The sequence below is a fragment of the Pseudomonas sp. MDT2-39-1 genome (assembly GCF_054898085.1).
Genome location: NZ_CM142716.1, coordinates 4307099 through 4332853, shown reverse-complemented (window position 1 = coordinate 4332853; position 25755 = coordinate 4307099). Strand labels below are relative to the sequence as shown.

General features: G+C 59.1%; 23 protein-coding genes. 11 read left to right on the top strand and 12 right to left on the bottom strand.

Annotated elements, in window-relative coordinates; all coding sequences use genetic code 11:
* Window positions 1-187 precede the first annotated feature (187 nt).
* Both ACYZTM_RS20225 and ACYZTM_RS20220 read left to right on the top strand, forming a co-directional pair.
* Window positions 188-526, top strand: a complete 339-nt coding sequence (locus tag ACYZTM_RS20225; protein ID WP_461984290.1) for a HopJ type III effector protein — start codon at window positions 188-190, stop codon at window positions 524-526.
* Window positions 527-649: 123 nt separating this feature from the next.
* A complete protein-coding gene (locus ACYZTM_RS20220) occupies window positions 650-1900 on the top strand; it encodes a 2-aminoadipate transaminase (protein WP_461984287.1) in 1251 nt (416 codons plus the stop codon).
* A 176-nt stretch (window positions 1901-2076) separates the two neighbouring features.
* Here the strand turns inward: ACYZTM_RS20220 and ACYZTM_RS20215 are convergent, their stop codons facing one another.
* Together ACYZTM_RS20215 and trxB are read right to left on the bottom strand one after the other, a co-directional pair.
* Window positions 2077-2649 (bottom strand): hypothetical protein, encoded by a 573-nt coding sequence (locus ACYZTM_RS20215; protein WP_449643770.1) that lies wholly within the window; start codon window positions 2647-2649, stop codon window positions 2077-2079.
* A gap of 364 nt (window positions 2650-3013) precedes the next feature.
* The gene (gene trxB / locus ACYZTM_RS20210) at window positions 3014-3976 is read right to left on the bottom strand and encodes a thioredoxin-disulfide reductase (protein ID WP_131061180.1); all 963 of its coding nucleotides are present in this window, start codon (window positions 3974-3976) and stop codon (window positions 3014-3016) included.
* 316 nt (window positions 3977-4292) lie between these two features.
* Here trxB and cysZ point away from each other — a divergent pair, with 316 nt between their 5' ends.
* Entirely contained in the window at window positions 4293-5045 is a 753-nt protein-coding gene (cysZ, locus tag ACYZTM_RS20205) for a sulfate transporter CysZ (RefSeq protein WP_131061181.1), read from the top strand.
* Window positions 5046-5085: 40 nt separating this feature from the next.
* Window positions 5086-6285 (top strand): glycosyltransferase family 4 protein, encoded by a 1200-nt coding sequence (locus tag ACYZTM_RS20200; protein WP_461984283.1) that lies wholly within the window; start codon window positions 5086-5088, stop codon window positions 6283-6285.
* A gap of 112 nt (window positions 6286-6397) precedes the next feature.
* On the opposite strand, the gene ACYZTM_RS20195 is transcribed toward ACYZTM_RS20200, so the two are convergent.
* The 3 genes from ACYZTM_RS20195 to ACYZTM_RS20185 form a co-directional block, all read right to left on the bottom strand.
* Window positions 6398-7501, bottom strand: a complete 1104-nt coding sequence (locus ACYZTM_RS20195) for an NADH:flavin oxidoreductase (protein ID WP_131061183.1) — start codon at window positions 7499-7501, stop codon at window positions 6398-6400.
* A gap of 237 nt (window positions 7502-7738) precedes the next feature.
* Window positions 7739-8221, bottom strand: a complete 483-nt coding sequence (locus ACYZTM_RS20190) for a glutathione peroxidase (RefSeq protein WP_461984279.1) — start codon at window positions 8219-8221, stop codon at window positions 7739-7741.
* Between the two features lie 123 nt (window positions 8222-8344).
* Window positions 8345-8830 (bottom strand): FKBP-type peptidyl-prolyl cis-trans isomerase, encoded by a 486-nt coding sequence (locus tag ACYZTM_RS20185; RefSeq protein ID WP_045061434.1) that lies wholly within the window; start codon window positions 8828-8830, stop codon window positions 8345-8347.
* Here ACYZTM_RS20185 and ACYZTM_RS20180 point away from each other — a divergent pair.
* The 3 genes from ACYZTM_RS20180 to ACYZTM_RS20170 all read left to right on the top strand — a co-directional run bounded on the left by ACYZTM_RS20180 (window position 8799) and on the right by ACYZTM_RS20170 (window position 12201).
* The gene (locus tag ACYZTM_RS20180; RefSeq protein ID WP_131061185.1) at window positions 8799-9137 is read left to right on the top strand and encodes a DUF3565 domain-containing protein; all 339 of its coding nucleotides are present in this window, start codon (window positions 8799-8801) and stop codon (window positions 9135-9137) included. The genes ACYZTM_RS20185 and ACYZTM_RS20180 overlap by 32 nt on opposite strands.
* Before the next feature lie 61 nt (window positions 9138-9198).
* Window positions 9199-11298, top strand: a complete 2100-nt coding sequence (gene pta, locus ACYZTM_RS20175; protein WP_131061186.1) for a phosphate acetyltransferase — start codon at window positions 9199-9201, stop codon at window positions 11296-11298.
* Complete coding sequence (locus ACYZTM_RS20170; protein WP_131061187.1) at window positions 11299-12201, top strand: acyltransferase; 903 nt, start codon at window positions 11299-11301, stop codon at window positions 12199-12201.
* Window positions 12202-12379: 178 nt separating this feature from the next.
* On the opposite strand, the gene cysN is transcribed toward ACYZTM_RS20170, so the two are convergent.
* The 3 genes from cysN to ACYZTM_RS20155 all read right to left on the bottom strand — a co-directional run bounded on the left by cysN (window position 12380) and on the right by ACYZTM_RS20155 (window position 16227).
* Window positions 12380-14278: a sulfate adenylyltransferase subunit CysN gene (gene cysN / locus ACYZTM_RS20165; protein ID WP_131061188.1), complete on the bottom strand. Its 1899-nt coding sequence runs from the start codon at window positions 14276-14278 to the stop codon at window positions 12380-12382.
* A gap of 9 nt (window positions 14279-14287) precedes the next feature.
* The gene (gene cysD / locus ACYZTM_RS20160; protein ID WP_283182974.1) at window positions 14288-15205 is read right to left on the bottom strand and encodes a sulfate adenylyltransferase subunit CysD; all 918 of its coding nucleotides are present in this window, start codon (window positions 15203-15205) and stop codon (window positions 14288-14290) included.
* A 263-nt stretch (window positions 15206-15468) separates the two neighbouring features.
* A complete protein-coding gene (locus ACYZTM_RS20155; RefSeq protein ID WP_131061191.1) occupies window positions 15469-16227 on the bottom strand; it encodes a Nif3-like dinuclear metal center hexameric protein in 759 nt (252 codons plus the stop codon).
* 102 nt (window positions 16228-16329) lie between these two features.
* Here ACYZTM_RS20155 and algW point away from each other — a divergent pair, with 102 nt between their 5' ends.
* The 4 genes from algW to ACYZTM_RS20135 all read left to right on the top strand — a co-directional run bounded on the left by algW (window position 16330) and on the right by ACYZTM_RS20135 (window position 21093).
* Window positions 16330-17490: a Do family serine endopeptidase AlgW gene (gene algW, locus ACYZTM_RS20150; protein WP_131061192.1), complete on the top strand. Its 1161-nt coding sequence runs from the start codon at window positions 16330-16332 to the stop codon at window positions 17488-17490.
* Between the two features lie 86 nt (window positions 17491-17576).
* On the top strand, window positions 17577-19682 hold the full coding sequence (locus ACYZTM_RS20145) for a TonB-dependent siderophore receptor (protein ID WP_461984268.1): 2106 nt from the start codon (window positions 17577-17579) through the stop codon (window positions 19680-19682).
* A gap of 12 nt (window positions 19683-19694) precedes the next feature.
* Window positions 19695-20423 (top strand): DUF4198 domain-containing protein, encoded by a 729-nt coding sequence (locus tag ACYZTM_RS20140; protein ID WP_461984266.1) that lies wholly within the window; start codon window positions 19695-19697, stop codon window positions 20421-20423.
* 244 nt (window positions 20424-20667) lie between these two features.
* Window positions 20668-21093, top strand: a complete 426-nt coding sequence (locus tag ACYZTM_RS20135) for a hypothetical protein (protein ID WP_461984263.1) — start codon at window positions 20668-20670, stop codon at window positions 21091-21093.
* A 90-nt stretch (window positions 21094-21183) separates the two neighbouring features.
* Here the strand turns inward: ACYZTM_RS20135 and hisC are convergent, their stop codons facing one another.
* The 4 genes from hisC to murA all read right to left on the bottom strand — a co-directional run bounded on the left by hisC (window position 21184) and on the right by murA (window position 25747).
* Window positions 21184-22236: a histidinol-phosphate transaminase gene (gene hisC, locus ACYZTM_RS20130; RefSeq protein WP_131061195.1), complete on the bottom strand. Its 1053-nt coding sequence runs from the start codon at window positions 22234-22236 to the stop codon at window positions 21184-21186.
* A 1-nt stretch (window position 22237) separates the two neighbouring features.
* Complete coding sequence (hisD, locus tag ACYZTM_RS20125; protein WP_461984259.1) at window positions 22238-23575, bottom strand: histidinol dehydrogenase; 1338 nt, start codon at window positions 23573-23575, stop codon at window positions 22238-22240.
* A gap of 127 nt (window positions 23576-23702) precedes the next feature.
* Window positions 23703-24338: an ATP phosphoribosyltransferase gene (hisG, locus tag ACYZTM_RS20120; RefSeq protein ID WP_007901570.1), complete on the bottom strand. Its 636-nt coding sequence runs from the start codon at window positions 24336-24338 to the stop codon at window positions 23703-23705.
* 143 nt (window positions 24339-24481) lie between these two features.
* The gene (murA, locus tag ACYZTM_RS20115) at window positions 24482-25747 is read right to left on the bottom strand and encodes a UDP-N-acetylglucosamine 1-carboxyvinyltransferase (RefSeq protein WP_131061197.1); all 1266 of its coding nucleotides are present in this window, start codon (window positions 25745-25747) and stop codon (window positions 24482-24484) included.
* Window positions 25748-25755 lie beyond the last annotated feature (8 nt).

Below are 25755 nucleotides of genomic sequence, written 5' to 3'. Positions count from 1 at the left end.
GCTGTACGAATTGACCTCCGCCAATAAATGGTCAGGTCGAATGCAAACGGGTGGTCAAGTGGAGTGCAATTATCCAGCTTAGGTGTGGTTCGAAATGACCTCAAAAAAAGTAAAAAAAATACTATATGTAAGTGACTGAAAACGTTTGCGAATATCGCATTTAACAGTTAATAAGGAGCCATATTCAATGAGTGATTTGAACACCCTGCGCACCCGCCTCAAGAGCGGCGAACACGTTTTTGCCGACACCTTGGCCTTCATCGCCACCGGCTACGAATATCAGCCCCAAGCCTTCAACAACGGTGGCGTGGAAAACGCCGCCGGTCAGAACGAAGGTTCGTGCAAGACTTTGGGTTTGGCGCTGCTGGAAGGTCTGAGCGATGAAGAAGCGCTGTTGGCGTTTGGCGAGCATTACCGCTCGGTGGTGGCCACGCCTGAAGGCAGCGACCACGGCAATATCCGCGCGTTGATTGCGCATGGATTGACCGGAGTGAAATTCACTCAGCAGCCGCTGACTCGTCGCTGACTCCACGCCCACCCAACACATCCCGACTTTTAAGATTGACCCGGCGACTTTATTTCGTTTGCCGGGCACCGCTGCTCACGGCTTAGATAAAAAGAAGCATCCCTTCTTCAGAGTCGGCCATCCATGAGCAGCGAATCCATCAGCCGGTCGATCAACATCGTGCACCCCGTCACGCTCAGCCACGGCAAAAATGCCGAGGTCTGGGACACGGATGGCAAACGCTACATCGACTTCGTCGGTGGCATCGGGGTGCTGAACCTCGGCCATTGCCATCCGCGCATCGTCGAGGCCATTCGTGAACAAGCCACCCGGCTGACTCACTACGCGTTCAACGCTGCGCCCCATGCGCCCTACCTCCAACTGATGGACCGCCTGACGGCGTTTATTCCGGTGGACTACCCGGTCAGCGGCATGCTCACCAACAGCGGCGCGGAAGCGGCGGAAAACGCCCTGAAGATCGTCCGTGGCGCGACCGGTCGCACGGCCATCATCGCCTTCGATGGCGCCTTCCATGGCCGCACCCTCGCCACGCTCAACCTCAACGGCAAAGTCGCGCCTTACAAACAGAAAGTCGGCGTGCTGCCGGGGCCGGTGTTTCATTTGCCGTACCCGAGCAAGGACAACGGCGTGACCTGCGCCAAAGCCTTGAAGGCCATGGATCGACTGTTCAGTGTCGAGATCGACGTTGAAGATGTGGCCTGCTTTATCGTCGAACCGGTGCAAGGTGAAGCTGGCTTCCTGGCGATGGATGTGGAGTTCGCCCAAGCGCTGCGACGCTTCTGCGATGAGAAGGGCATTGTGTTGATCGCCGACGAAATCCAGTCCGGCTTCGGTCGCACCGGCCAGCGCTTTGCGTTCTCGCGACTGGGCATTGAGCCGGACCTGATCCTGCTGGGCAAAAGCATTGCCGGCGGCGTGCCGCTGGGTGCGGTTGTCGGGCGTAAGTCGCTGCTCGACACCTTGCCAAAGGGCGGGCTGGGCGGCACCTATTCAGGCAATCCCATCGCCTGCGCCGCGGCGCTGGCAACCCTGGACGAAATGACTGACGCGCAGCTGCAAGCCTGGGGCGCACAACAGGAAGAAGCGATTGTCAGCCGCTACGAATCATGGCGTACCAGCAAGCTATCGCCGTATCTGGGCCGTTTGACCGGCGTGGGTGCAATGCGGGGCATCGAGTTGATCAATGCCGACGGCACACCGGCATCGGCGCAGTTGACCCAGCTGCTGGCGTTGGCACGAGACGCAGGTTTGCTGGTGATGCCCAGCGGCAAGGCGCGCCACATCATCCGGCTGTTGGCGCCGTTGACCACCGAGGCGGTAGTGCTGGAAGAAGGGCTGGATATCCTTGAGGCGTGCCTGGCGAAGCTTTCCTGAGAGCAAACTACGATCAGGGACTGACATAGCGAATTATGTTCGCTTGTAGTCCCCGATTTTGCGTCGCAATACTGGCCAAATACCCCCTTTACCAAGCGAGATCACTGCCACCTATAAGCCTGAGGCAGTCATGTAGCAATGCCCCGGACAGCCTGACCGCTGCACGTTATTGATAGCTACCCCGGTACCGAGGATTTTTGCGCACCGACACTGCTCGCCCTACCGGCGACTGCCAGTGCCACGCAACAAGCCAGTAACGAGAATGCGGCGAATGCGCCCATTACATGTAGGTAAGGCAACACGTGATTCCAGGCTCGAGCCACCCCCAGGAAAGCGGCGAATAGCCAACCACTCATGGAAAGCGCACCCAACAAGGCAAGCCGCGCGCGGCCTGCACTGCGCAGTGCGACGAACGGAGCCTTTTGCAGCAACGGGAAGCCGACTCGATGCAATAATGCACCGTTCAGACTAAGCAGCACGACGACAGTCACCTTGGCCCAGAGCTTCTGATTGAGCAGATACGCGTCGCCTTCATCGAGGTAACCCTGAAGCACCAGCAACAGTCCGCTTGCCCAAAGGGCCAGCAGTGCGAGGCTGACGATCTTCTGAGTTTCATCAAGGTACTCAAGCCTCGCCTGGTCCAGTATTTCCTTGCGCCAACTCCAAAGCTTGTGATCCGCCTGCAACACCCTACCCAGGGCAATACACGTAGCGAGCAGATGACCGTATACGAGAAGCATTTTGAGCATTGCCTTGACCTTATTATTGTTTTGGCGCTGCGTTCCCTGCTTCGCTGAATTGAAAGCGAATGATACAAATTTGCAATTGCATTTTCAACATGAGCATTCATTCATAGGTGCTGGCACCGACCGCGATACAACTGTCATCACACATAGAGCCGGTCATTGCTGTGGCGGATGATGTAGCCGGTCGGCAACCACCACAACACTGTTGTTCGAATGCAGGTCTATGCCACAAAAGACTTTCAGATTAGCAATGTCAAAAAAATACCCCTCATAGAGGGGTATTTGTGTAGTTACAGTCTGGAAAGACCCTAACTATGTATTCCTAGGTGGGGGAATAGCCGAGGCCGGTATTTTCATTGCAACGCAATCAGAACGAAGCGTTCTGCAGGTCGTCAAGGTAACGCTCGGCGTCCAGTGCGGCCATGCAGCCAGCGCCGGCCGAGGTGATGGCCTGACGGTAAACGTGGTCAGCCACGTCACCGGCAGCAAAGATGCCTTCGAGACTGGTGGCAGTGGCGTTGCCGTCACGGCCGCCCTGGACCACCAGGTAACCGTCTTTCAACGTCAGCTGACCTTCGAACAACGAGGTGTTCGGGGTGTGGCCGATAGCAATGAACACGCCGTCGACTGTCAGCTCGTCGAAGCTGCCGTCGTTGTTCTTCAGGCGGGCACCGGTCACGCCCATGTTGTCGCCCAGGACTTCGTCCAGAGTCGAGTTCAGCTTCAAGACGATCTTGCCTTCTGCAACCCGGGCATTCAGCTTGTCGATCAGGATCTTCTCGGCGCGGAACGTTTCGCGACGGTGGATCAGGGTCACGGTGCTGGCGATGTTGGCCAGGTACAGGGCTTCTTCGACAGCGGTGTTGCCGCCACCCACCACAGCCACTGGCTTGTTGCGATAGAAGAAACCGTCGCAGGTTGCGCAGGCCGAAACGCCTTTGCCCATGAACGCTTCTTCCGACGGCAGGCCCAGGTAACGCGCGCTGGCGCCGGTGGCGATGATCAGGGCGTCGCAGGTGTAAGTCGCGCTGTCGCCGGTCAGGGTGTACGGCTTGGCAGCGAAGTCCACGGCATTGATGTGATCGAAAACGATCTCGGTTTCAAAGCGCTCGGCGTGCTCTTTCATGCGCTCCATCAACGCCGGGCCGGTCAGGCCGTGGACGTCGCCCGGCCAGTTGTCGACTTCGGTGGTGGTGGTCAGTTGACCACCAGCCTGCATGCCGGTGATCAGCAGCGGCTTGAGGTTGGCACGGGCGGCATAGACCGCGGCGCTGTAACCGGCAGGGCCGGAACCGAGAATAATCACTCGCGAATGACGGACTTCAGACATGACCTGCTCCTGTTGACCGGCCCGGAACACCTGGCGCGGAACGCCGGGTTGCCGGCGGGAATAAAAAAGGACCGTTGAAAGCACTTGGGGAAGGCTTGAACTCGACAGTCCTGTAAAAAAGATTGGGTGCAGCGTATCGAGGGGGCGAAGATTAAGGAAATACGGTTTAACAATCCAGCTCATAGGTGGTCTCTATCCCGTCACGCTGAATATAGAGACGCCTTTGTTACAGTTGATGTCGATGCTTCGACCGCGCTTTCGCCTGTCAGGCAAAGCCGGTAAGGTCGGCGCGTTTTCCCTCTGCTCGGAGCACGTTATGCCCGCCCCTGTTCTGTCCGGCCCGCAATACCTGCGCGAAGGCCTCAAGCTGGTCCTGAGCCCCAGCCTGCGTTTGTTCGTGTTGTTGCCCTTGGCGATCAACCTCGTGCTGTTCGTCGGATTGATCTACCTCGCCAGCCATCAATTCAGCCTGTGGGTCGATACGCTGATGCCGTCCCTGCCCGACTGGTTGAGTTTTCTCAGTTACGTCCTCTGGCCGATTTTTGTCGTGCTGGTGGTGCTCATGGTGTTTTTCACCTTCACCATGCTCGCCAACGTCATCGCCGCGCCGTTCAACGGCTTCCTGGCGGAGAAGGTCGAAGTGGTGGTGCGCGGCACCGATGACTTTCCGGCGTTCAGCTGGGGTGAACTGATTGCCATGATCCCCCGCACCTTGTCTCGGGAAATGCGCAAACTCGGCTATTTCCTGCCGCGGGCGATCGGGTTGTTCATTCTCTCGTTCATCCCCGTGGTGAACATCATTGCTGCGCCGCTGTGGCTGCTGTTCGGCGTGTGGATGATGGCAATCCAGTACATCGACTACCCGGCGGACAACCACAAACTGGGCTGGAACGAAATGCTCGCCTGGCTGCGCGAGAAGCGCTGGCAGAGCATGAGTTTTGGCGGGAGTGTTTATCTGGTGCTGCTGATTCCGGTGGTCAACATCCTGATGATGCCGGCGGCTGTGGCGGGTGCGACCCTGTTCTGGGTGCGTGAGCGTGGCGCGGAGAATTTGGTGACCCAACGCTGACACCGTCACAAATCCATCATCGAAACGCCACAATGACGACATGGCCTCAGCCGACACTGGGGTCATGACGACAGCTCTGCATATCACTCTGATCACCGAAACCTTCCCACCGGAAATCAACGGCGTGGCCAATACCCTCGGCCGCTTGTGCGATGGATTGCGCGCTCGCGGGCATCAGGTTGAACTGGTGCGACCACGTCAGGGCTGCGATCAGCAGTTGGGCAGTGACGATGAGTTGTTGCTGTGTCGCGGCTGGCCGCTACCGGGCTATCCCGGTTTGCAATGGGGTCAGTCGTCGATGCACAAGCTGCTGCGGCGCTGGAAACGCAATCGCCCGGACGTGCTCTACATTGCCACGGAAGGCCCGCTGGGATTGTCGGCATTGCGGGCGGCACGGCGTTTGGGGATTTCGGTGGTCAGCGGCTTCCATACCAATTTCCAGCAGTATTCCAATCGGTACGGGCTCGGATTGCTGTCGCGCTTGCTGACTCACTACCTGCGCTGGTTTCACAATCGTTCTACGTTGACGCTGGTGCCCAGCATCAGCCAGCGACTGGAACTGGAGCGGCGTCATTTCGAACGTCTTGCGTTGTTGTCCCGAGGGGTCGACAGCCAATTGTTCCACCCGGTCAAACGCCTGCAATCGCTACGCGAACAGTGGGGCCTGGGTGAGAAGGACATCGCGGTCATCCACGTAGGACGTCTGGCGCAGGAGAAAAATCTTGGCTTGCTCAAGCGCTGCTTCGACGCGCTGAAAGCCACTTATCCCCAGCGCAACATGAAGCTGATTGTGGTTGGCGACGGCCCGCAGCGGGGGGCCTTGGAACAGCAGCTTCCCGAAGCGATTTTCTGTGGCGCACAACGCGGCGAGGTTTTGGCCAGCCACTATGCGTCGGCGGATGTGTTTCTGTTTCCGAGTTTGACCGAAACGTTTGGCAACGTTGTGCTTGAGGCATTGGCTTCGGGACTGGGTGTGGTTGCCTACGATCAGGCGGCAGCGGCTCAGCATATTCGCCATGGCTACAACGGCGTGCTGGCGATGCCAGGGGATGAAGAGGCGTTCTGCGATGCGGCAACGTGGTTGCTGGAGGAGCGCGAAACCTTGCGGTGCGTGCGGCTCAATGCGCGCCAGCATGCGAGTCGGCAGGGCTGGGCGGCGATTATCGAGCAGTTTGAGGGGCAGTTGCGGGGGGCTTGTTCGCAGGAACAAGCCCTGCCAGATGCAGCGTTGTTGCCTTAAAAGCTTCGCGGGCAAGCCTCGCTCCTACAGGTTCTGCGCCGAAACACAATCCTGTAGGAGCGAGCGGTGCGGCGATCCGACTTGCCCGCGAAGAGTCCATTCCAGTCGCCGCTTAAACCAGCGTCATCAACGCCTCTCGGCTGAACGGCAGGATGTCTTCCTCGCGACCGTCACGCACTTTCTGCGCCCAGTCCGGATCGACCAGCAGCGCACGCCCTACCGCCACCAGATCGAACTCATCGTTGTTCAACCGCTCCAGCAGTTTTTCCAGACTGGCCGGCTGCGCGATCTTGTCAGTGTTGACCATGAACTGCAGGAACTCGCCGTCCAGGCCAACGCTGCCCACGGTGATGGTTGGCTTGCCAGTGAGCTTGCGGGCCCAGCCTGCCAGGTTCAGCTCGGAACCGTCGAACTCAGGCTCCCAGAAACGGCGCGTCGAGCAGTGGAAAATATCCACGCCGGCGTCGGACAACGGTTTGAGGAATTCGCCCAACGCTTCGGCTGTTTGCACCAGACGCGCGGTGTAATCCTGCTGCTTCCATTGGGAGAAACGAAAAATAATCGGGAAGCCTTCACCGACCGCTGCACGCACCGCCTGGATCAGTTCAATGGCGAAACGCGAACGGTTGGCCAGGTCGCCACCGTATTCGTCGGTGCGCTGGTTGCTGCCTTCCCAGAAGAACTGGTCCACGAGGTAGCCGTGGGCACCGTGGATTTCCACGCCGTCCATGCCGATGCTTTGGGCGTCTTTGGCGGCTTGGGCGAATGCGGCGATGACGTCCTGAATATCTTGTTGGGTCATGCCGTGAACCACGACCTGACCGTCCTTCAATTTCTCCGACGGACCGTAACCCGGCACGCTGGCGTCCGGCTCTGTGCCGATACGGCGCACGCTGCCCACATGCCACAGCTGAGGAACGATCTTGCCGCCTTCGGCGTGGACCGCGTCGACCACTTTCTTCCAGCCGGCCAGCGCTGCTTCACCGTAGAAATGTGGCACGTTCGGGTAGCCATTGGAGGCCTTGTGCCCGACGGTGGTGCCTTCGGTGATGATCAGGCCGACGCCTGCGGCGGCGCGGCGGCGGTAGTACTCGATCACTTTGGAATTAGGAACGCCGCCCGGCGAAAACGAGCGGGTCATCGGCGCCATGACGACGCGGGTCGGCAGTTCGAGGGTGCCGAGGTGGAACGGTTTGAACAGGGCTTTGACTGGCATGGGACGCTCCACGAAAACGATATCGACGGGACACAACTTTTATGACGACGATAATATGCGCAGTCGAAGACGATGCACAGCACTATTGATCTGGGTGATTAAGGATTAAAAGCAGATGTATCGTAGGAGCGAAGCTTGCTCGCGAATGCGTCATGCCAGTCAGCGATGATCTCGACTGATCGACGTCTTCGCGGGCAAGTCGGATCGCCGCACCGCTCGCTCCTACAGAAGGGGAAATCAGCTCAGCGCTTTTTCAATCGCATGGATGACCGTCGGATCATCCGGCGGCGTACGCGGCGAAAACCGCGCCAACACACGCCCGTCTTTGCCGAGCAGGAATTTCTCGAAGTTCCAGGTAATGTCCCCCGGAAACTCCGCGCCCTCGCCCGCCAGCAGACGGTACAACTGATGACGATCGTGACCGTTGACTTCCAGCTTGCTGGACAACGGAAAGGTCACGCCATAATTAAGGCTGCAGAAATCCTGGATCTCTTGCTCGGTGCCCGGTTCCTGCCCGGCAAACTGGTTGCACGGCAAGCCCAGCACACTGAAACCCTGGCCTTTGTATTTCTGGTAAAGGTTTTCCAGTGCCGCGTATTGTGGGGTCAAGCCACATTTGGAGGCGACGTTGACCACCAGCACGACGTTCCCTTTAAAGGGCGCCAGCGGTAGCTCCTGTCCATCCAGGGCTGTCAATTTAAGGTCGTGAAAAGCACTCATGACGAACTCCAGATTCCCGTTTTCTACTCGAAACAGCCACTTGGCGATGTCGCCAGGGACAGCCGCGGACTAAAAAGGCGCCCCTCGGGCGCCTCTCCAGTTCTCTGAGCTTAGCGCAGAAAATCAGTGGTGATGGCCACCTTCGCCATGGACGTGACCATGAGCGACTTCTTCCTGGCTGGCGTCACGGATGTCGATGATCTTGACCTGGAAATTCAGGCGCTGACCGGCCAACGGGTGGTTGCCGTCGACGGTGACATCGTCGCCGTCCAGATCGCGAATGGTGACGATCTGCATCTGGCCGTCTGGAGCGGATGCGTGGAACTGCATGCCCACTTCCAGTTCGTCGACGCCTTCGAACATGCTGCGGCTCAGGGTGCTGACCAGTTCGGCAGCGTATTCGCCGTAAGCATCTTCAGGCTCAACGGCTACGGTCAGCTCGTCGCCGACTGCTTTGCCTTCCAGTGCCTTTTCCAGGCCCGGGATGATGTTACCTGCGCCTTGCAGGTAGACCAGCGGCGCGCCGCCGGCGGAACTGTCGATGACCTCACCAGCGTCGTTGGTCAGGGTATAGTCGATGGAGACAGCCTTATTGGCGGCGATCAGCATGGGGCGAGACCTTTTGCATAAGAATGAAGAAAGGCCAAGTTTAGCGAAGCAATCGTCCGAAAGCGAACACAACCCGGACAGACGGATCGCGGCGAAAGGCTCGACGGTCACCGGTTTCCATCAGGATGAGGACGGGCACTGGGTGGCCGAGCTTTCCTGCGGTCACACCCAGCACCTGCGCCACCAGCCGCCCTGGCAATCGCGCGCCTGGGTCCTGGACCCCGCGCAACGCATTGAAAAAATAGGCCAGCCCTTTGATTGCGGTTGGTGCGCACAAGGCTCGGTTAGCGATAACCTTGGCGACTGAATTTCGGTAGATCAGTCAGATATAGATGATCACCACTGCCATGCTCCCTTAGAGAATCCGCATGCAAACTTTTTTTATCGCGCCCACCGATTTTGGTGTGGGTCTGACCTCCATCAGCCTCGGGCTGGTACGCACCCTTGAGCGAGCCGGCCTCAAAGTCGGCTTTTTCAAACCGATTGCCCAGCCGCATCCAGGTGACACCGGCCCGGAACGCTCCACCGAACTGGTGGCGCGCACTCACGGCTTGAAACCGCCTCAGCCACTCGGCCTGGCTCACGTCGAGCGCATGCTCGGCGACGGTCAGCTGGATGAGCTGCTCGAAGAAATCATCACCCTTTATCAGCAAGCCGCCGTCGGCAAGGACGTGCTGATCGTCGAAGGCATGGTCCCGACCCGCAGCGCCAGTTACGCCGCACGGGTCAATCTGCATTTGGCCAAGAGCCTCGATGCCGAAGTGATCCTGGTCTCGGCGCCGGAAAACGAAGTGCTGACCGAACTGTCTGGACGGGTGGAATTGCAGGCGCAATTGTTTGGCGGTCCGAAAGACCCGAAAGTCCTCGGCGTGATCCTCAACAAGGTCAAGACCGAAGAAAGCATGGAGGCCTTCGCTTCGCGACTGAAAGAGCACTCGCCGTTGCTGCGCAGCGGTGATTTCCGTTTGCTTGGCTGCATTCCTTTCCAGCCGGAATTGAACGCCCCGCGCACCCGCGATGTCGCCGATCTGATGGGCGCGCAAATTCTCAATGCCGGCGATTACGAAACCCGGCGCATGACCAAAATCATCATCTGCGCCCGCACCATGCGCAACACCGTGGAGCTGCTCAAGCCCGGCGTGCTGGTGGTGACGCCTGGCGATCGCGACGACATCATCCTCGCCGTCAGCCTCGCCGCCATGAACGGCGTGCCCCTGGCCGGCCTGTTGCTGACCAGCGACACCCTGCCCGACCCACGCATCATGGACCTGTGCCGTGGCGCGTTGCAGGCTGGCCTGCCGGTGTTGTCGGTGAGCACTGGCTCCTATGACACTGCCAACCAGTTGAACGGGCTGAACAAGGAAATACCGATCGACGACCGCGAGCGCGCGGAGATCATCACCGATTTCGTTGCCAGCCATCTGGACGCGAACTGGCTGCACCAGCGCTGCGGTACGCCACGGGAAATGCGCTTGTCGCCAGCGGTGTTCCGCTATCAATTGATTCAGCGTGCCCAGGCCGCCAACAAGCGCATCGTTCTGCCCGAAGGCAGCGAGCCGCTGACGGTGCAAGCCGCAGCGATCTGTCAGGCACGCGGTATCGCCCGTTGTGTGTTGCTGGCGAAGCCGGAGGACGTCGAAGCCGTCGCCCGCGCCCAAGGCATCGAGTTGCCGCCGGGGCTGGAGATTCTCGACCCGGACCTGATTCGCGAGCGCTACGTCGAACCGATGGTTGCGCTGCGCAAAAGCAAAAGCCTCAACGCACCCATGGCCGAGCAGCAACTGGAGGACACCGTGGTGATCGGCACCATGATGCTGGCGCTGGATGAGGTCGACGGCCTAGTGTCCGGGGTCATCCACTCCACCGCCAACACCATCCGCCCGGCCTTGCAGCTGATTAAAACGGCGCCGGGCTGCACCCTGGTGTCGTCGGTGTTCTTCATGCTGTTTCCTGAAGAAGTGCTGGTTTACGGCGACTGCGTGATGAACCCGCACCCGAGCGCCAGCGAATTGGCCGAGATCGCCCTGCAAAGCGCCGACTCGGCTGCCGCATTCGGCATCATCCCGCGCGTGGCGATGATCAGTTATTCCAGCGGAGAATCGGCCAGCGGCGAAGAAGTCGAGAAGGTTCGCGAAGCAACGCTGCTCGCCCACGAACAGCAGAACTCGCTGCTGATCGACGGCCCGTTGCAGTACGATGCCGCCGCCAACGAAACCGTGGCCAGGCAACTGGCGCCGAACAGCCAGGTGGCCGGTCGCGCCACGGTGTTCGTGTTCCCGGACCTGAACACCGGCAACACCACGCACAAAGCCGTGCAGCGCAGTGCCGATTGCGTCAGCCTCGGGCCGATGCTGCAAGGCCTGCGCAAACCGGTGAACGACCTGCCGCGTGGCGCGCAAGTCGATGACATCGTGTACACCATCGCGTTGACCGCGATTCAAGCTGCCAACCGACCTATGGATCTTTAAATGCTGGCTTTTCTACCTGCACCCGTGCGCGGCGTAATTGCCTCGCTGCTTTTGGCACTGAATACCATTGCGCTGTGCTCGTTTCTGTTCTGCGTGGCGATTTTCAAGGTGTTGCCCTTTGCCCTCACCCAGCGTTTCACGCTTTGGCTGATGAGCCATACCCATGAAGCCTGGATCAGCAACAACAAGGCCTGGATGAACCTGGTCTGCCGCACCCGCTGGCACCTCAGCGGTCTGCAAGGGCTGGATTATCAGCACTCCTACCTGATCACCAGCAACCACCAGAGCTGGGTCGACATCATGGTGTTGCAGTACGTGCTCAACCGGCGCATCCAGCCGCTGAAGTTCTTCCTCAAACAGGAACTGATCTGGGTGCCGGTGATTGGCCTGGCCTGGTGGGCACTCGGCTTTCCATTCATGAAGCGCTACTCCAAGGCCTACCTGGAAAAGCACCCAGAGAAGAAAGGCAAGGACCTGGAAACCACCCGCAAGACGTGCGACAAGTTCCGCAATAACCCGGTGGGGATTTTCAATTTTGTCGAAGGTACGCGCTTCACTGAAGGCAAGCATGCCCAGCAGAAATCACCGTTCAAGTACCTGCTCAAGCCCAAAGCCGGCGGCATTGCGTTTGTGCTGGATGCGATGGGTGAACAGCTTGAGTCGATCGTCAACGTGACCATTCACTACCCGGCCGGACGTCCTGGGTATTGGGATTTGCTCTGTGGGAACGTTGCGGATGTGGTGGTGCATTTTCAGGAGCTGAAGATTCCGCCGCTGTTCATTGGCAAGAACTACGACCAGGATGGGGAGTATCGATTGCAGTTTCAGGGCTGGATCAATCAGTTGTGGGAAGACAAGGATGCGCTGCTTGCGCAGATGCATCGGGAGTATCCGTCCAAGTAGTCAGGTGCCTGTTCCGGCCTCTTCGCGGGCAAGCCTCGCTCCTACAGGATGGGGGGATCGCGGCATGTGGCACGACGCAAATCCGTAGGAGCGAGGCTTGCCCGCGAAGGCATTTTCCCGGACACAAAAAACCCGCCGATGATCACTCATCGGCGGGTTTTTTATTAACGGCTAACGCTTAGATCGCGCCACGCTTGCGCAGCAGATCCAGCACTTGCTTGACGCTTTCTTCCAGTGACAGCGACTGGGTGTCGACCACGAGGTCGGCGTCCAGCGGCACGTCGTACGGGAAGGAATCGCCCGGAATGTTGTCCCCGGCCGCCGCGTACAGACCTTGCGGATCACGCTCGGCACAGACCGTCGGCGAGGCCTGGACGTAGACCGTCAGCAGACGCTCTTTGCCGATCAAGTCCTTGGCCTGCTCACGCCCTTCAGCACTCGGCGCAACAAACGCAGCCAACGTCACCAGACCAGCTTCGTTGAACTGACGCGCAACGTGCGCGGCACGGCGCCAGTTCTCGGTACGCCCGGCGCGGTCCTGTGGCAGACCTTTGTTCAGGTCGTGACGCAGGTTCTGACCATCGAGTACAAACACCGCACGGCCCATGTCGAACAGCTTGCGTTCAACCGCGTAGGCCAGCGTGCTTTTGCCCGCGCCCGACAAGCCGCTGAACAACACGGTGGCCGGCTGCTGGCCGAAACGCTGGGCGCGTTCTTCGGTGGCAACGTGCGCGAGTTTGCCGTGGTGCGTGCTGCTTCCATGCGCCAACGGCTGGGCGATGATCATGCCGGCGGCGACGGTGCCGTTGGTCAAACGGTCGATGACGATGAACGAACCGGTGGTGCGGTTGCTCGCGTAACCGTCCAGCGCGATCGCGGCGTCTAGGCTGACCTTGACCCGACCGATCTCGTTCAGTTGCAACGAGCTGGCAGGACCCTCTTCCAGGGTGTTCACGTCAACGCGGTTGACGATGCTGGTGATCGAACCCGGCACGTAACTCGTGGCGCGCTTGATGTCGTATTTCTTGCCCGGCAGCATCGGTTCTTCGGCCATCCACACCAGCATGGCGTCGAAAGCGTCGGTCACTTGCGGCAGGTTGTCGGCGTGCACCAGCAAGTCGCCGCGAGAGATGTCGATCTCGTCTTCCATGGTCAGCGTCACCGCTTGACCAGGACCGGCGTGTTCCAGCTCACCTTCGAAGGTGACAATGGATTTCACCCGGCTGCTCTTGCCCGACGGCAGCACAACGACTTCATCTCCCTTGTGCACGACGCCGCTGGCCAAAGTACCGGCGAAACCACGGAAGTTCAGGTTCGGACGGTTGACGTACTGCACCGGGAAACGCAGGTCGCTGTAGTTGCGGTCGCTGGCAATTTCGACGGTTTCAAGAATTTCCATCAGCGACTGGCCGGTGTACCACGGCGAGCGCTCGGACTTGTTCACCACGTTGTCGCCCTTCAGCGCCGACATCGGCACGAAGGCCATGGTGGTCGGTTTGAACGCGATACCTTCGGCGAACTTCAGGTAATCGGCCTTGATCGACTCGAAGACTGTTTCGTCGAAGCCGTTGAGGTCCATCTTGTTGATGGCGACAACGATGTGCTTGATGCCCAGCAACGAGGCAATGAAGCTGTGGCGACGGGTCTGGGTCTGCACGCCGTAACGGGCGTCGACCAGGATGATCGCCAGGTCACAGGTGGACGCACCGGTGGCCATGTTGCGGGTGTACTGCTCATGGCCGGGGGTGTCGGCGATGATGAATTTACGCTTGGAGGTGGAAAAGTAGCGGTAAGCGACATCGATGGTGATGCCCTGCTCCCGCTCGGCCTGCAGGCCGTCGACCAGCAATGCCAGGTCGATGTCATCGCCGGTGGTGCCGACTTTTTTCGAATCGCGGGTAATGGCTTCCAGGTGATCTTCGTAGATCATTTTGGAGTCGTGCAGCAGGCGCCCGATCAGGGTGCTCTTGCCGTCGTCGACGTTGCCACAGGTCAGAAAGCGCAGCATTTCCTTGCGTTCGTGCTGGCCCAGGTAGGCGAGGATGTCCTCGCTGATCAAATCAGATACGTGCGACATGACAACCCCTTAGAAATAACCCTGACGTTTCTTTTCTTCCATCGAGCCGGCGCCATCGTGATCGATGACTCGGCCCTGGCGTTCGGAAGTTCGCGTCAGGAGCATTTCCTGAATGATGTCGGTCAGGCTGATGGCCTCGGATTCGACCGCACCGGTCAGCGGGTAGTCACCCAGTGTGCGGAAACGGACTTTCTTCTTGACGATGCGCGCCTTGTCTTCGTCGCTCAGGTGATTGAGCAGGCGTTCGTCGTCGATCATGATCCAGGTGCCATTCATCTCGATGACGTCGCGCTCGGCGGCGAAATACAGCGGCACGATCGGGATGCCTTCGAGGTAGATGTACTGCCAGATGTCCAGCTCGGTCCAGTTCGACAAAGGGAATACGCGGATCGATTCGCCCTTGTTGACCTTGCCGTTGTAGACGTTCCACAACTCGGGACGCTGGTTTTTCGGGTCCCAGCGGTGCTTGGTGTCGCGGAAGGAATACACGCGCTCTTTGGCGCGGGACTTCTCTTCGTCGCGGCGAGCGCCCCCGAAAGCGGCGTCGAAACCGTACTTGTCGAGGGCTTGTTTGAGGCCTTCGGTTTTCATGATGTCGGTGTGCTTGGCACTGCCGTGGGTCAGCGGGTTGATGCCCTGCGCAACGCCATCGGGGTTCACGTGCACGATCAGGTCCAGGCCGAGTTCTTCGACCATGCGGTCGCGGAACGCGTACATTTCCTTGAACTTCCACCGGGTGTCGACGTGCATCACCGGGAACGGCAATTTGCCGGGGAAGAATGCCTTGCGCGCAAGGTGCAGCATCACGGCGGAGTCTTTACCGACGGAGTACAGCATCACCGGGTTATCGAACTCGGCGGCGACCTCGCGGATGATGTGGATGCTTTCGGCCTCCAGCTGTTTCAGATGCGTCAGTTTGTCGACCATGGCTACTCACGAAAACGATCTTATGGACGGCCAGCGGGCCGTGTTCGAGCGAGGAATCCTAGCACAGCGACCTCTTCTAATCAGGACGCGGGCTAGATCGAAAGGGTATATGAATATACCCCCTCGTTTGGGTTGCACGGACCTTGTAGGAGCGAGGCTTGCCCGCGAAGAACGATAACGCGGACTACCTGACACACCGCGTTATCGTTCTTCGCGGGCAAGCCTCGCTCCTACAGGATTGGGGATGTCACGCGAATCCGTTATCAAATCGGATTCGGGCAATCGATGAAGATGTGCTCAACGGCAAACCGCCGCGCCAGGTAATCACCCAATGCCTGCACACCATAACGCTCGGTGGCGTGATGGCCGGCGGCGATGAAGCTGATGTCGTTTTCCCGAGCGCTGTGGAAGGTCTGCTCGGACGCTTCGCCGCTGAGGTACAGATCGACACCGGCCAGCACCGCTTGATCGATGTAGCCCTGGCCGCCACCGGTGCACCAGCCCACGCGGCGAATCATCTCGCTGCCTTCAATCAGCAGGGGCTCGCGCCCCATGACTTCCTGCACACGACGGGCGAAATCACGGGGCGTCATCGGTTCGTTCAACGAGCCGACCAGGCCGACCACTTTGAGGTTGTCCGGATCCAGCGGGCCTTCGACCGTGATGTCGAGCTGACGCGCCAACTGCACGTTGTTGCCGACGTCCGGGTGCAGATCCAGTGGCAAGTGATAGGACAGCAGGCTGATGTCGTGCTTGAGCAGGGTTTTCAACCGGCGCTGCTTCATGCCGGTGATGCACGGGTTCTCGCCCTTCCAGAAATAGCCGTGGTGCACCAGCACCAGATCGGCCTGGGCTTCGACGGCGGCGTCCAGCAATGCCTGGCTGGCGGTGACGCCACTGACGATGCGCATCACCTGCGGCCGGCCTTCGACCTGCAAGCCGTTGGGGCAGTAATCGGCAATCCTGGCACTGTTAAGGTAACGGTCGGCTTCTTCGACCAGGGTACTCAAGGCGACGGCCATAAAAGACTCCTAAATATCCCGTTCAGAGGCGAGCTGCGCCTCGTATAATGCGCGACATTATGGGCGGTCTCATACCGCCTGCAACCTTTCAGGACGTGCTTAATGCTCAAGGCGCTGCGTTTTTCCGGCTGGCCGTTGTTGGCCGGCGTGCTTATCGCTTTACTGATCATCCAGCGTTTTCCGGAGTGGGTCGGGCTGCCGAGTCTCGACGTCAACCTGCAGCAAGCGCCGCAAAGCACCACCGCGCAACAGGGTCCGGTGTCCTATGCCGACGCAGTGACCATAGCTGCGCCGTCGGTGGTGAACCTGTACACCACCAAAGTCATCAACAAACCAAACCATCCATTGTTCGAAGACCCGCAGTTCCGCCGCTTCTTCGGCGACAACTCGCCCAAGCAGAAGCGCATGGAGTCGAGCCTGGGTTCGGGCGTGATCATGAGCCCGGAAGGCTACTTGCTGACCAACAACCACGTCACCAGCGGCGCCGACCAAATTGTGGTCGCGCTCAAGGATGGCCGCGAAACCCTGGCCCGCGTGATCGGCAGCGACCCGGAAACCGACCTCGCCGTCCTTAAGATCGATCTGAAAAACCTGCCGTCGATCACCGTCGGCCGCTCCGACAACATCCGTATCGGCGACGTCGCCCTGGCCATCGGCAACCCGTTCGGCGTCGGCCAGACCGTGACCATGGGCATCATCAGCGCCACCGGGCGTAACCAGTTGGGGCTGAACAACTACGAAGACTTCATCCAGACCGACGCCGCAATCAACCCCGGCAACTCCGGCGGTGCGCTGGTGGATGCCAACGGCAACCTGACCGGCATCAATACGGCGATCTTCTCCAAGTCTGGCGGCTCGCAAGGCATCGGTTTTGCGATCCCGGTCAAACTGGCCATGGAAGTGATGAAGTCGATCATCGAACACGGCCAGGTGATTCGCGGTTGGCTGGGCATTGAAGTGCAGCCGTTGACCCAGGAACTGGCGGAATCGTTTGGTCTGTCGGGGCGCCCGGGCATTGTGGTCGCGGGGATTTTCCGTGACGGTCCGGCGCAGAAGGCCGGCCTGCAACTGGGTGACGTTATTCTCAGCATCGACGGCGAACCGGCCGGCGATGGTCGTCGTTCGATGAACCAGGTCGCGCGGATCAAACCGACCGACAAGGTCACGATTCAGGTGATGCGCAACGGCAAGGAGCTGAAACTCACGGCTGAAATCGGCCTGCGTCCGCCACCGGCGCCGGTTAAAGAGAAAGAAGAAAACTGACGCTAGCCCGAGGCTCTCGGGCTAATAGAAGACATTCTCATTAGGCATGTTATATTGTTTCAATGTCTCTATTGGAACAACATAACATGTCGTCTCGAACAATGGCTTTCGTGGCAAGTCTTGCCCTCGGCCTGCTGGGGGATCCGGTCTTCGCCGAAGAGTCCGGCACCCTTGAACTGGACGCCATCAGCGTCACCTCCGACTACGAATCACCCATCGGCCCGGTCAAGGGCTACCGCGCTACGCGTTCTTCCAGCGCAACCAAAACTGACACCGCCATTCGCGATATCCCACAATCCATCAGCGTCATCCCTGTCAGCGTGCTCAACGACCTGGGCAGCACCAGCGTCGAGCGTGCCCTGGATTTTGCCGGCGGCGTGTCGAAGCAGAACAACTTCGGCGGCCTGACACTTTACGAATACAGCGTGCGCGGCTTCACTACGTCGGAGTTCTACAAGGATGGCTTCAGTGCCAACCGTGGTTACCCGAGTACGCCGGACGTGGCCAACATCGAGCGCATCGAAGTGCTCAAAGGACCCGCCGCCAGCCTCTACGGACGAGGCGATCCGGGTGGCACGGTCAATATCGTCACCAAGAAACCCCAACCCGAAGCCTTCACCACTCTGCAGACCAGCGCTGGCAGTTGGGACCGTTATCGCACCGCGCTGGACGTCAACACGCCGCTGGATGACGACGCCAACGTGCTGTCTCGAATCAACGTGGCCGTCGAAGACAACCACAGCTTTCGCGATCATGTGAACAGCCAGCGAGTGTTCGTCGCACCCTCCTTCAGCTGGCAACTGAACCCGGACACCAGCCTCTTGGTGGAAAGCGAGTTCGTCCGTCACAGCTCCACGTTCGATCGCGGCATCGTCGCGCCTAACAATGAATGGAGCGGCGTTTCTCGCTCGACTTTCCTAGGCGAACCCAACGATGGCAACATCGATAACCACAACAACCTGCTGCAAGCCACGCTCGAACACCATCTCAACGACAGCTGGAAACTGCGCCTGGCCAGCCACTACAAGGAAGGCAAACTCTGGGGCTACGCCTCCGAAAATCGCCCGCTGAACGCCGACGGCCACACGCTCAATCGACGTTATCGCGAGCGCGATACAGATTGGCACGACAGCATCACCCAACTCGAATTGCGCGGTCTGTTCGACCTCGGTAGCTGGCAGCACGAACTGCTGATTGGCACCGAGTACGAGAACTTCCGCAAAAACGAACGGGTCACGACCATTGCCGGCGGCCCCTACGCCATCGACATTTATCACCCAATCTACGGTCAGCCGAAACCCAACGGCGCGCGTTCCGGCACTGACCTTTTTGAACACGTCGAAAGCCAGGCACTGAACCTGCAGGATCAGATCGTCTTCACCGAAAAATTGCGCGGCATGCTCGGTGCACGTTTCGAACACTTTGAGCAAAGCATCGACGATCACAGCCGCGGCGCCACCAGCCGCCAGAGCCACGACGCGTTGACCCAGCGGGCCGGCCTGCTCTATCAGCTCACACCCGAAGTCGGGCTGTTCGCCAACGCCTCCACCTCGTTCAAACCGAACAACGGTCTGGACGCTGGCGGCAAATCCTTCGACCCGGAAGAAGGTATCGGTTACGAAGTCGGAATCAAGAGCGAGCTGTTCGACGACCGTTTGAGTACCACCCTCGCCGCCTTTCATATCGAAAAGGAAAATGTCCTCGCACTCGACCCGGGCACGGACACCAGCCGCGCCATGGGCAAGGCCCGCAGCCAGGGTTTCGACCTGCAAGTCACCGGGCAAGTGACCGACGCCGTGCGGGTAATCGGTGCCTTCGCCTACATCGACGCGAAGGTCACCGAGGGCGACAAGGTGATCCCCACCGGCAGCCGAATCCTCGGCGTCGCCAAACGCAGCGGCAGTCTGCTGGGCGTTTATGAACTTCAGAATGGCCAGTTGCGCGGCTCCGATGTCGGCGCGGCGTTCACTTACGTCGGTGATCGCTCGGGCGAATCCGGCAGCGATTTCGAGCTGCCGGCCTACCACACCGTCGACTTGCTGGCGCATTACAAGGCCAGTGAAAACGTCACTGTCGGCCTGAACCTGAACAACCTATTCGACGAGAAATACTACGAGCGCTCGTACAGCAATTACTGGGTCAACCCCGGCGAACCGCGCAATTTCACCGTCAGCCTCACACTCAATCTGTAAAAGGAAGTTCTCATGCAACACCTCAAACCCGCACTGCTCAGCCTGCTGCTCGGCCTGTTGTTTACCGGCCAGGTCTCGGCCCATGGCCTCTGGACCGAACAACGGCGCGGCAACATCGAAGTGATTTACGGCCATGGTGCCGAAGACAACGCCTTCAAGGCACAGAAAATCAGCGGCGCCTGGGCGTATGACGCCAACGGCAAAATGATCCCGGTGACCGTGCAGCGCCTGGCCGATCACGCACGCCTGCAACCGCTGAAGCCGCCCGCCGTGATGGCGGTGGCACTGGACAACGGCATGTGGTCGCAGACGGCGGATAAAAAATGGATAAACGAGGGCCGCAGCAAAGTGCCGGGGGCCATCGAGTCGACGCAGACCTTCAAATACAGTCTGGCGATTTATCAGCCCGGGGCGAAGTTGCCGAAGCTTGATCAGATGAAACTGTTGATTCTTCCGGAGGTTGATCCGCTGACGGTCGGGCCGGGCAAGTTGCTGCCAGTGCGGGTGCTTCTGGATGGGAAACCGGCGGCGGGGGTGAAATTGACTGGCGACTATCGCAGCGCGCCGAATACGTTGAGTACCGAGACGGATAAGGAAGGCCGGGCGCAGGTGGTGGTGCGTAATGAGGGGTTGAATGTGATTTCGGCGCAGATGGAGATTGTGCTGAAGGGCAATCCGGATGTGGCGACGCACGGGGTGTTTAGCTCTTTGACGTTTCTTGGCGAGCCGCACCACGAGTAATGGGTGCGTAACGCGATTGTAAATAGTGCTCCAGAGGCTTAGTCATTTGCACCTGCTTCAAAAATTTGAACGCAATAGTCAGTGCGAATGACGAAAGCCCTATAACTGAAAATAAAAATTTCACCGAAGCACATTCCAAAACAAACTAAACAACTGTCATTTCTGACAGTAGTCGCCAGCAAACAATGTCACTACTTTCATCTCCTGCACATTGCCTTTCTACTAGTTAATCGAGGAGCTAATAATGCAACCGTCCGAATTTTCACCTTTAGAATATAACGCTACTGCCAGTGGCAGCATGTCGGGTCAAGACCAGTACGGGCGGAAGTTTAACGCCAATACTTATATGCTTCATACCGGCGGTAAAAATGGGGGAATCATACGATTTGAGGAAAGCGGCGTCGCTTTTTCCTTTAGCTTTCCCGGAGGACTAGTAGCCGATACCACATATACCAAAACATATCCGGAAGACTTCACCGGAGCTTCTTTCTCCACGACGAAAAGCAATAATGGTGTCCAAACAGAAGCAAGAGCAGGAACGCTTACAATTAGATTTTCAAATTCAAAAGCACATTCTACGACAAATGCGAAAGGTAGTATTGAATACACCTACACGGACGGATCAATATTCAAGGGTACATTTGATGTGACTAACACCTATAGTAAGTAGTCCTTCGCAACTATAGATCCTGCAAAAACAACAATACTGGCAACCTTACTCCCGCCTTCACGCGAAGACGGGAGCAAGCCGTATAAACGGTTACAGGTCGCCGAGCCCATCAATCAACGCCTGATTCTGTTCAGGTGTACCGATGGAAATCCGCAAGAACTGCGCGATCCGCTCCTGCTTGAAGTGCCGAACGATCACTCCCTGCTCACGCAGCTTCGCAGCCAATCCCGCCGCGTCATGTTTCGGATGACGAGCGAAAATGAAGTTCGCCGCCGAAGGCAGCACTTCAAAGCCCTTCCCTTCCAGTTGCGCAACAACCCACTCACGATGCTCGATGACCAACCGGCAGGTCTTGTCGAAGTACTCGCGATCCTCGAACGCCGCCGCAGCCCCGACATTCGCCAGACGATCCAGCGGATAGGAGTTGAAGCTGTTCTTGATCCGCTCCAGCGCCTCGATCAAGTCGGGATGCCCAACCGCCAATCCAACTCGCAGCCCAGCCAGCGAACGGGACTTGGACAAGGTCTGAGTCACCAGCAGGTTCGGATAACGGTCCACGAGACTGATCGCCGTCTCGCCGCCAAAGTCGATGTAGGCCTCATCCACCACGACCACCGAATCCGGGCTGGCCTTGAGGATTTGCTCCACTGCGTCGAGTGCCAGCAGGCAACCGGTTGGCGCGTTCGGGTTCGGGAAGATGATCCCGCCGTTCGGCTTGGCGTAGTCCGCCGGGTTGATCTGGAACTGCTCGTCCAGCGGCACCGCGTCGAACTTGATGCCATACAACCCGCAGTAGACCGGATAGAAGCTGTAGCTGATGTCCGGGAACAGCAGCGGCTGATCATGTTGCAGCAAACCATGAAAAATGTGCGCCAGGACTTCATCGGAACCGTTGCCGAGGAACACCTGATTGCCCTGCACGCCGTAATACTTGGCAACGGCTTGCTTGAGCACGTCGCTGTTCGGGTCCGGGTACAGACGCAAGTTGTCGTTCAATTCGGTTTGCATCGCCGCCAAGGCTTTTGGCGATGGGCCGTATGGGTTTTCGTTGGTGTTGAGCTTCACCAGCTTCGCCAGCTTCGGCTGCTCGCCCGGTACGTAAGGCACCAGATCCTTGACGAACGGGCTCCAGAATTTACTCATCTCAGTTCCCCTGCCCTTCATTAAAGAGCTCGTCAACGATGCGGTATTCGGCGCTACGGGCGTGGGCGGTCAGCGACTCGCCACGGGCCAGCACGGAAGCGGTTTTGCCCAGTTCGGACGCACCCTGCTCGGAGCAGAAGATGATCGACGAGCGTTTCTGGAAGTCGTACACACCCAGCGGCGAAGAGAACCGCGCGGTGCCGGAGGTCGGCAGTACGTGGTTGGGACCTGCGCAGTAATCGCCCAAGGCTTCGGAGGTGTGACGGCCCATGAAGATCGCGCCTGCGTGACGGATCAGCGGCAGCCAGGCTTGCGGATCGGCGACCGACAACTCCAGGTGCTCCGGCGCAATGCGGTTGGCTACTTCGATGGCTTGCTCCATGTCGCGAACCTGGATCAGCGCGCCACGGCCATTGATCGAGGTTTCGATGATCTCGGCGCGTTCCATGGTCGGCAGCAGTTTGGCGATGCTGGCGGCGACCTTGTCGAGGAACTCGGCGTCCGGGCTGACCAGAATCGCCTGGGCGTCTTCGTCGTGCTCGGCCTGGGAGAACAGGTCCATGGCGATCCAGTCCGGATCGGTATGGCCGTCGCACACCACGAGGATCTCGGAGGGACCCGCGATCATGTCGATGCCGACCTGGCCGAACACATGGCGCTTGGCGGTAGCCACGTAGATGTTGCCCGGGCCAACCACCTTGTCGACTTTCGGTACGCTTTCGGTGCCGTAAGCCAACGCGGCAACCGCTTGTGCGCCGCCAATGGTGAAGACGCGGTCGACTCCGGCGATGCAGGCCGCGGCCAGCACCAGTTCATTGATTTCACCGCGCGGGGTAGGCACCACCATGACCACTTCGGTCACACCGGCGACCTTGGCCGGAATCGCGTTCATCAGCACCGACGACGGGTACGACGCCTTGCCGCCCGGTACATACAAGCCGGCGCGATCCAGCGGCGTGACCTTCTGGCCCAGCACCGTGCCGTCGGCTTCGGTGTAGCTCCAGGAATCCTGCTTCTGTTTTTCGTGGTAGCTGCGCACACGAGTTGCGGCTTTTTCCAGCGCTTCGCGCTGAGGTACGGTGATCCGGGTGAGGGCCAGTTCCAGGCGTTCGCGCGGCAGGATCAGATCGGCCATGGACGCAACGTCCAGACCGTCGAATTGCCGGGTGAAGTCCACCAGCGCCGCATCGCCACGCTCGCGCACGGCTTTGATGATGTCGAGCACTCGCTGATTGACCGAGTCGTCAGACACACTTTCCCAGCTCAGCAGATGATCCAGATGATGCGCGAAATCCGGGTCAGCAGCGTTGAGTCGGCGAATTGCAGTCGGTGCGGTCATAGCGAGAGCCTCATAGGATTGGCAAAAAACTCAGGCGCCCTAACTTAGCAGTCGTTTCCGCTTGGGCACCTGAGAATTCTGGCTATGAGGCGGATAGACGGGCGCGACTTAACATCGCGCGGGTGAATCAGCCGCGGTGTCGAGACTCCACTGCCTTGCGCAGGGTGTCGATCAACGCCTGGATACGGGCGTGCTGCATTTTCATCGAAGCTTTGTTGACGATCAGCCGGGAGCTGATGTCGGCAATGAAATCCTGGGGTTCCAGGCCATTGGCACGCAAGGTGTTACCGGTGTCGACCACGTCGATGATCTTGTCCGCCAGACCGATCAGCGGCGCCAGCTCCATCGAGCCGTAAAGCTTGATAATGTCGACCTGACGGCCCTGCTCGGCGTAGTAACGCTTGGCAACGTTGACGAACTTGGTCGCAACGCGCAGACGGCCCTTGGGCTCGACGTCGCCGACACGGCCGGCGGTCATCAGCTTGCAGAGGGCAATTCGCAAGTCCAGCGGTTCGTACAGACCCTGGCCACCATATTCCATCAGCACATCTTTACCGGCGACGCCCAGGTCCGCGGCACCATGCTCGACGTAGGTCGGCACATCGGTGGCGCGCACGATCAGCAGACGTACGTCGGCCTGAGTCGTGGGGATGATCAGCTTGCGGCTCTTGTCCGGATTCTCGGTCGGCACAATGCCCGCTTCAGCCAGAAGCGGCAGGGTGTCGTCAAGGATGCGGCCCTTGGACAGTGCGATGGTCAACATGGGAAACGTCAGTCCTTATCAGGCTACTGATGCCCGGTCGCAAACGGCGCCGGACACACTTCGAGGGCTTTCTCAATAATGAAAAGACACCCTCGACTTGAAACGAAACCAACGGGCACGTCCCTGTGCCCATACAGCAGAAACTAACCCGGTACGCGGCGGATCTTGGCGCCGAGCATCTGCAGTTTCTCTTCGATGCACTCGTAACCACGGTCGATGTGGTAGATGCGGTCGATCAGGGTGTCGCCTTCGGCGATCAGCGCCGAGATCACCAGGCTGGCCGAGGCACGCAGGTCGGTGGCCATGACTGGCGCGCCCTTGAGTTTCTCGATGCCGGTGACGATGGCCGTGTTGCCCTCGACCTGAATGTGAGCGCCCATGCGGTGCAGTTCGTAAACGTGCATGAAGCGGTTTTCGAAGATCGTCTCGATCACTGCGCCCGTGCCTTCGGCAATGGCGTTGAGGGAGATGAACTGCGCTTGCATGTCCGTCGGGAACGCCGGGTACGGAGCAGTCCGCACGTTGACGGCTTTTGGCCGCTTGCCGTGCATGTTCAGCTCGATCCAGTCTTCGCCGCAGGTGATTTCAGCACCCGACTCGCGGAGCTTTTCCAGAACGGCTTCGAGGATCGTCGGATCGGTGTCCTTGACCTTCACACGACCGCCGGTCACGGCAGCGGCGACCAGGTAAGTTCCGGTTTCGATACGGTCCGGCATCACTTTGTAAGTGGTCGGGTGCAGACGCTCAACGCCATCGATGGTGATGGTGTCGGTGCCGGCGCCAGTAATCTTGGCACCCATGGCGATCAGGAAGTTCGCCAGGTCGACGACTTCAGGCTCGCGCGCGGCGTTGGCCAGAACGCTGCGGCCCTTGGCCAGAGCGGCGGCCATCATGATGTTTTCGGTACCGGTTACGCTGACGGTGTCGAAGAAGAAGTGCGCACCGCGCAAGCCGCCTTCTGGCGCCTTGGCCTTGATGTAGCCGCCTTCGACGTCGATGACCGCGCCCATGGCTTCGAGACCGCGGATGTGCAGGTCAACCGGACGCGAGCCGATGGCGCAACCGCCAGGCAGTGCGACTTCGGCTTCACCGAAGCGGGCAACCATCGGGCCCAGCACCAGGATCGACGCACGCATGGTTTTCACCAGTTCGTACGGTGCGATCAGGGTCTTGATGGTGCGCGGGTCGATTTCGACGCTGAGCTTCTCGTCGATCACCGGCTCGATACCCATGCGACCGAACAGCTCGATCATGGTGGTGATGTCGTGCAGGTGCGGCAGGTTGGCAACGGTTACCGGGCCATCGCACAGCAGGGTTGCAGCCAGGATCGGCAGGGCAGAGTTCTTTGCCCCGGAGATGCGGATTTCGCCATCAAGACGAACGCCGCCAGTAATAATCAATTTATCCATAAGAATCT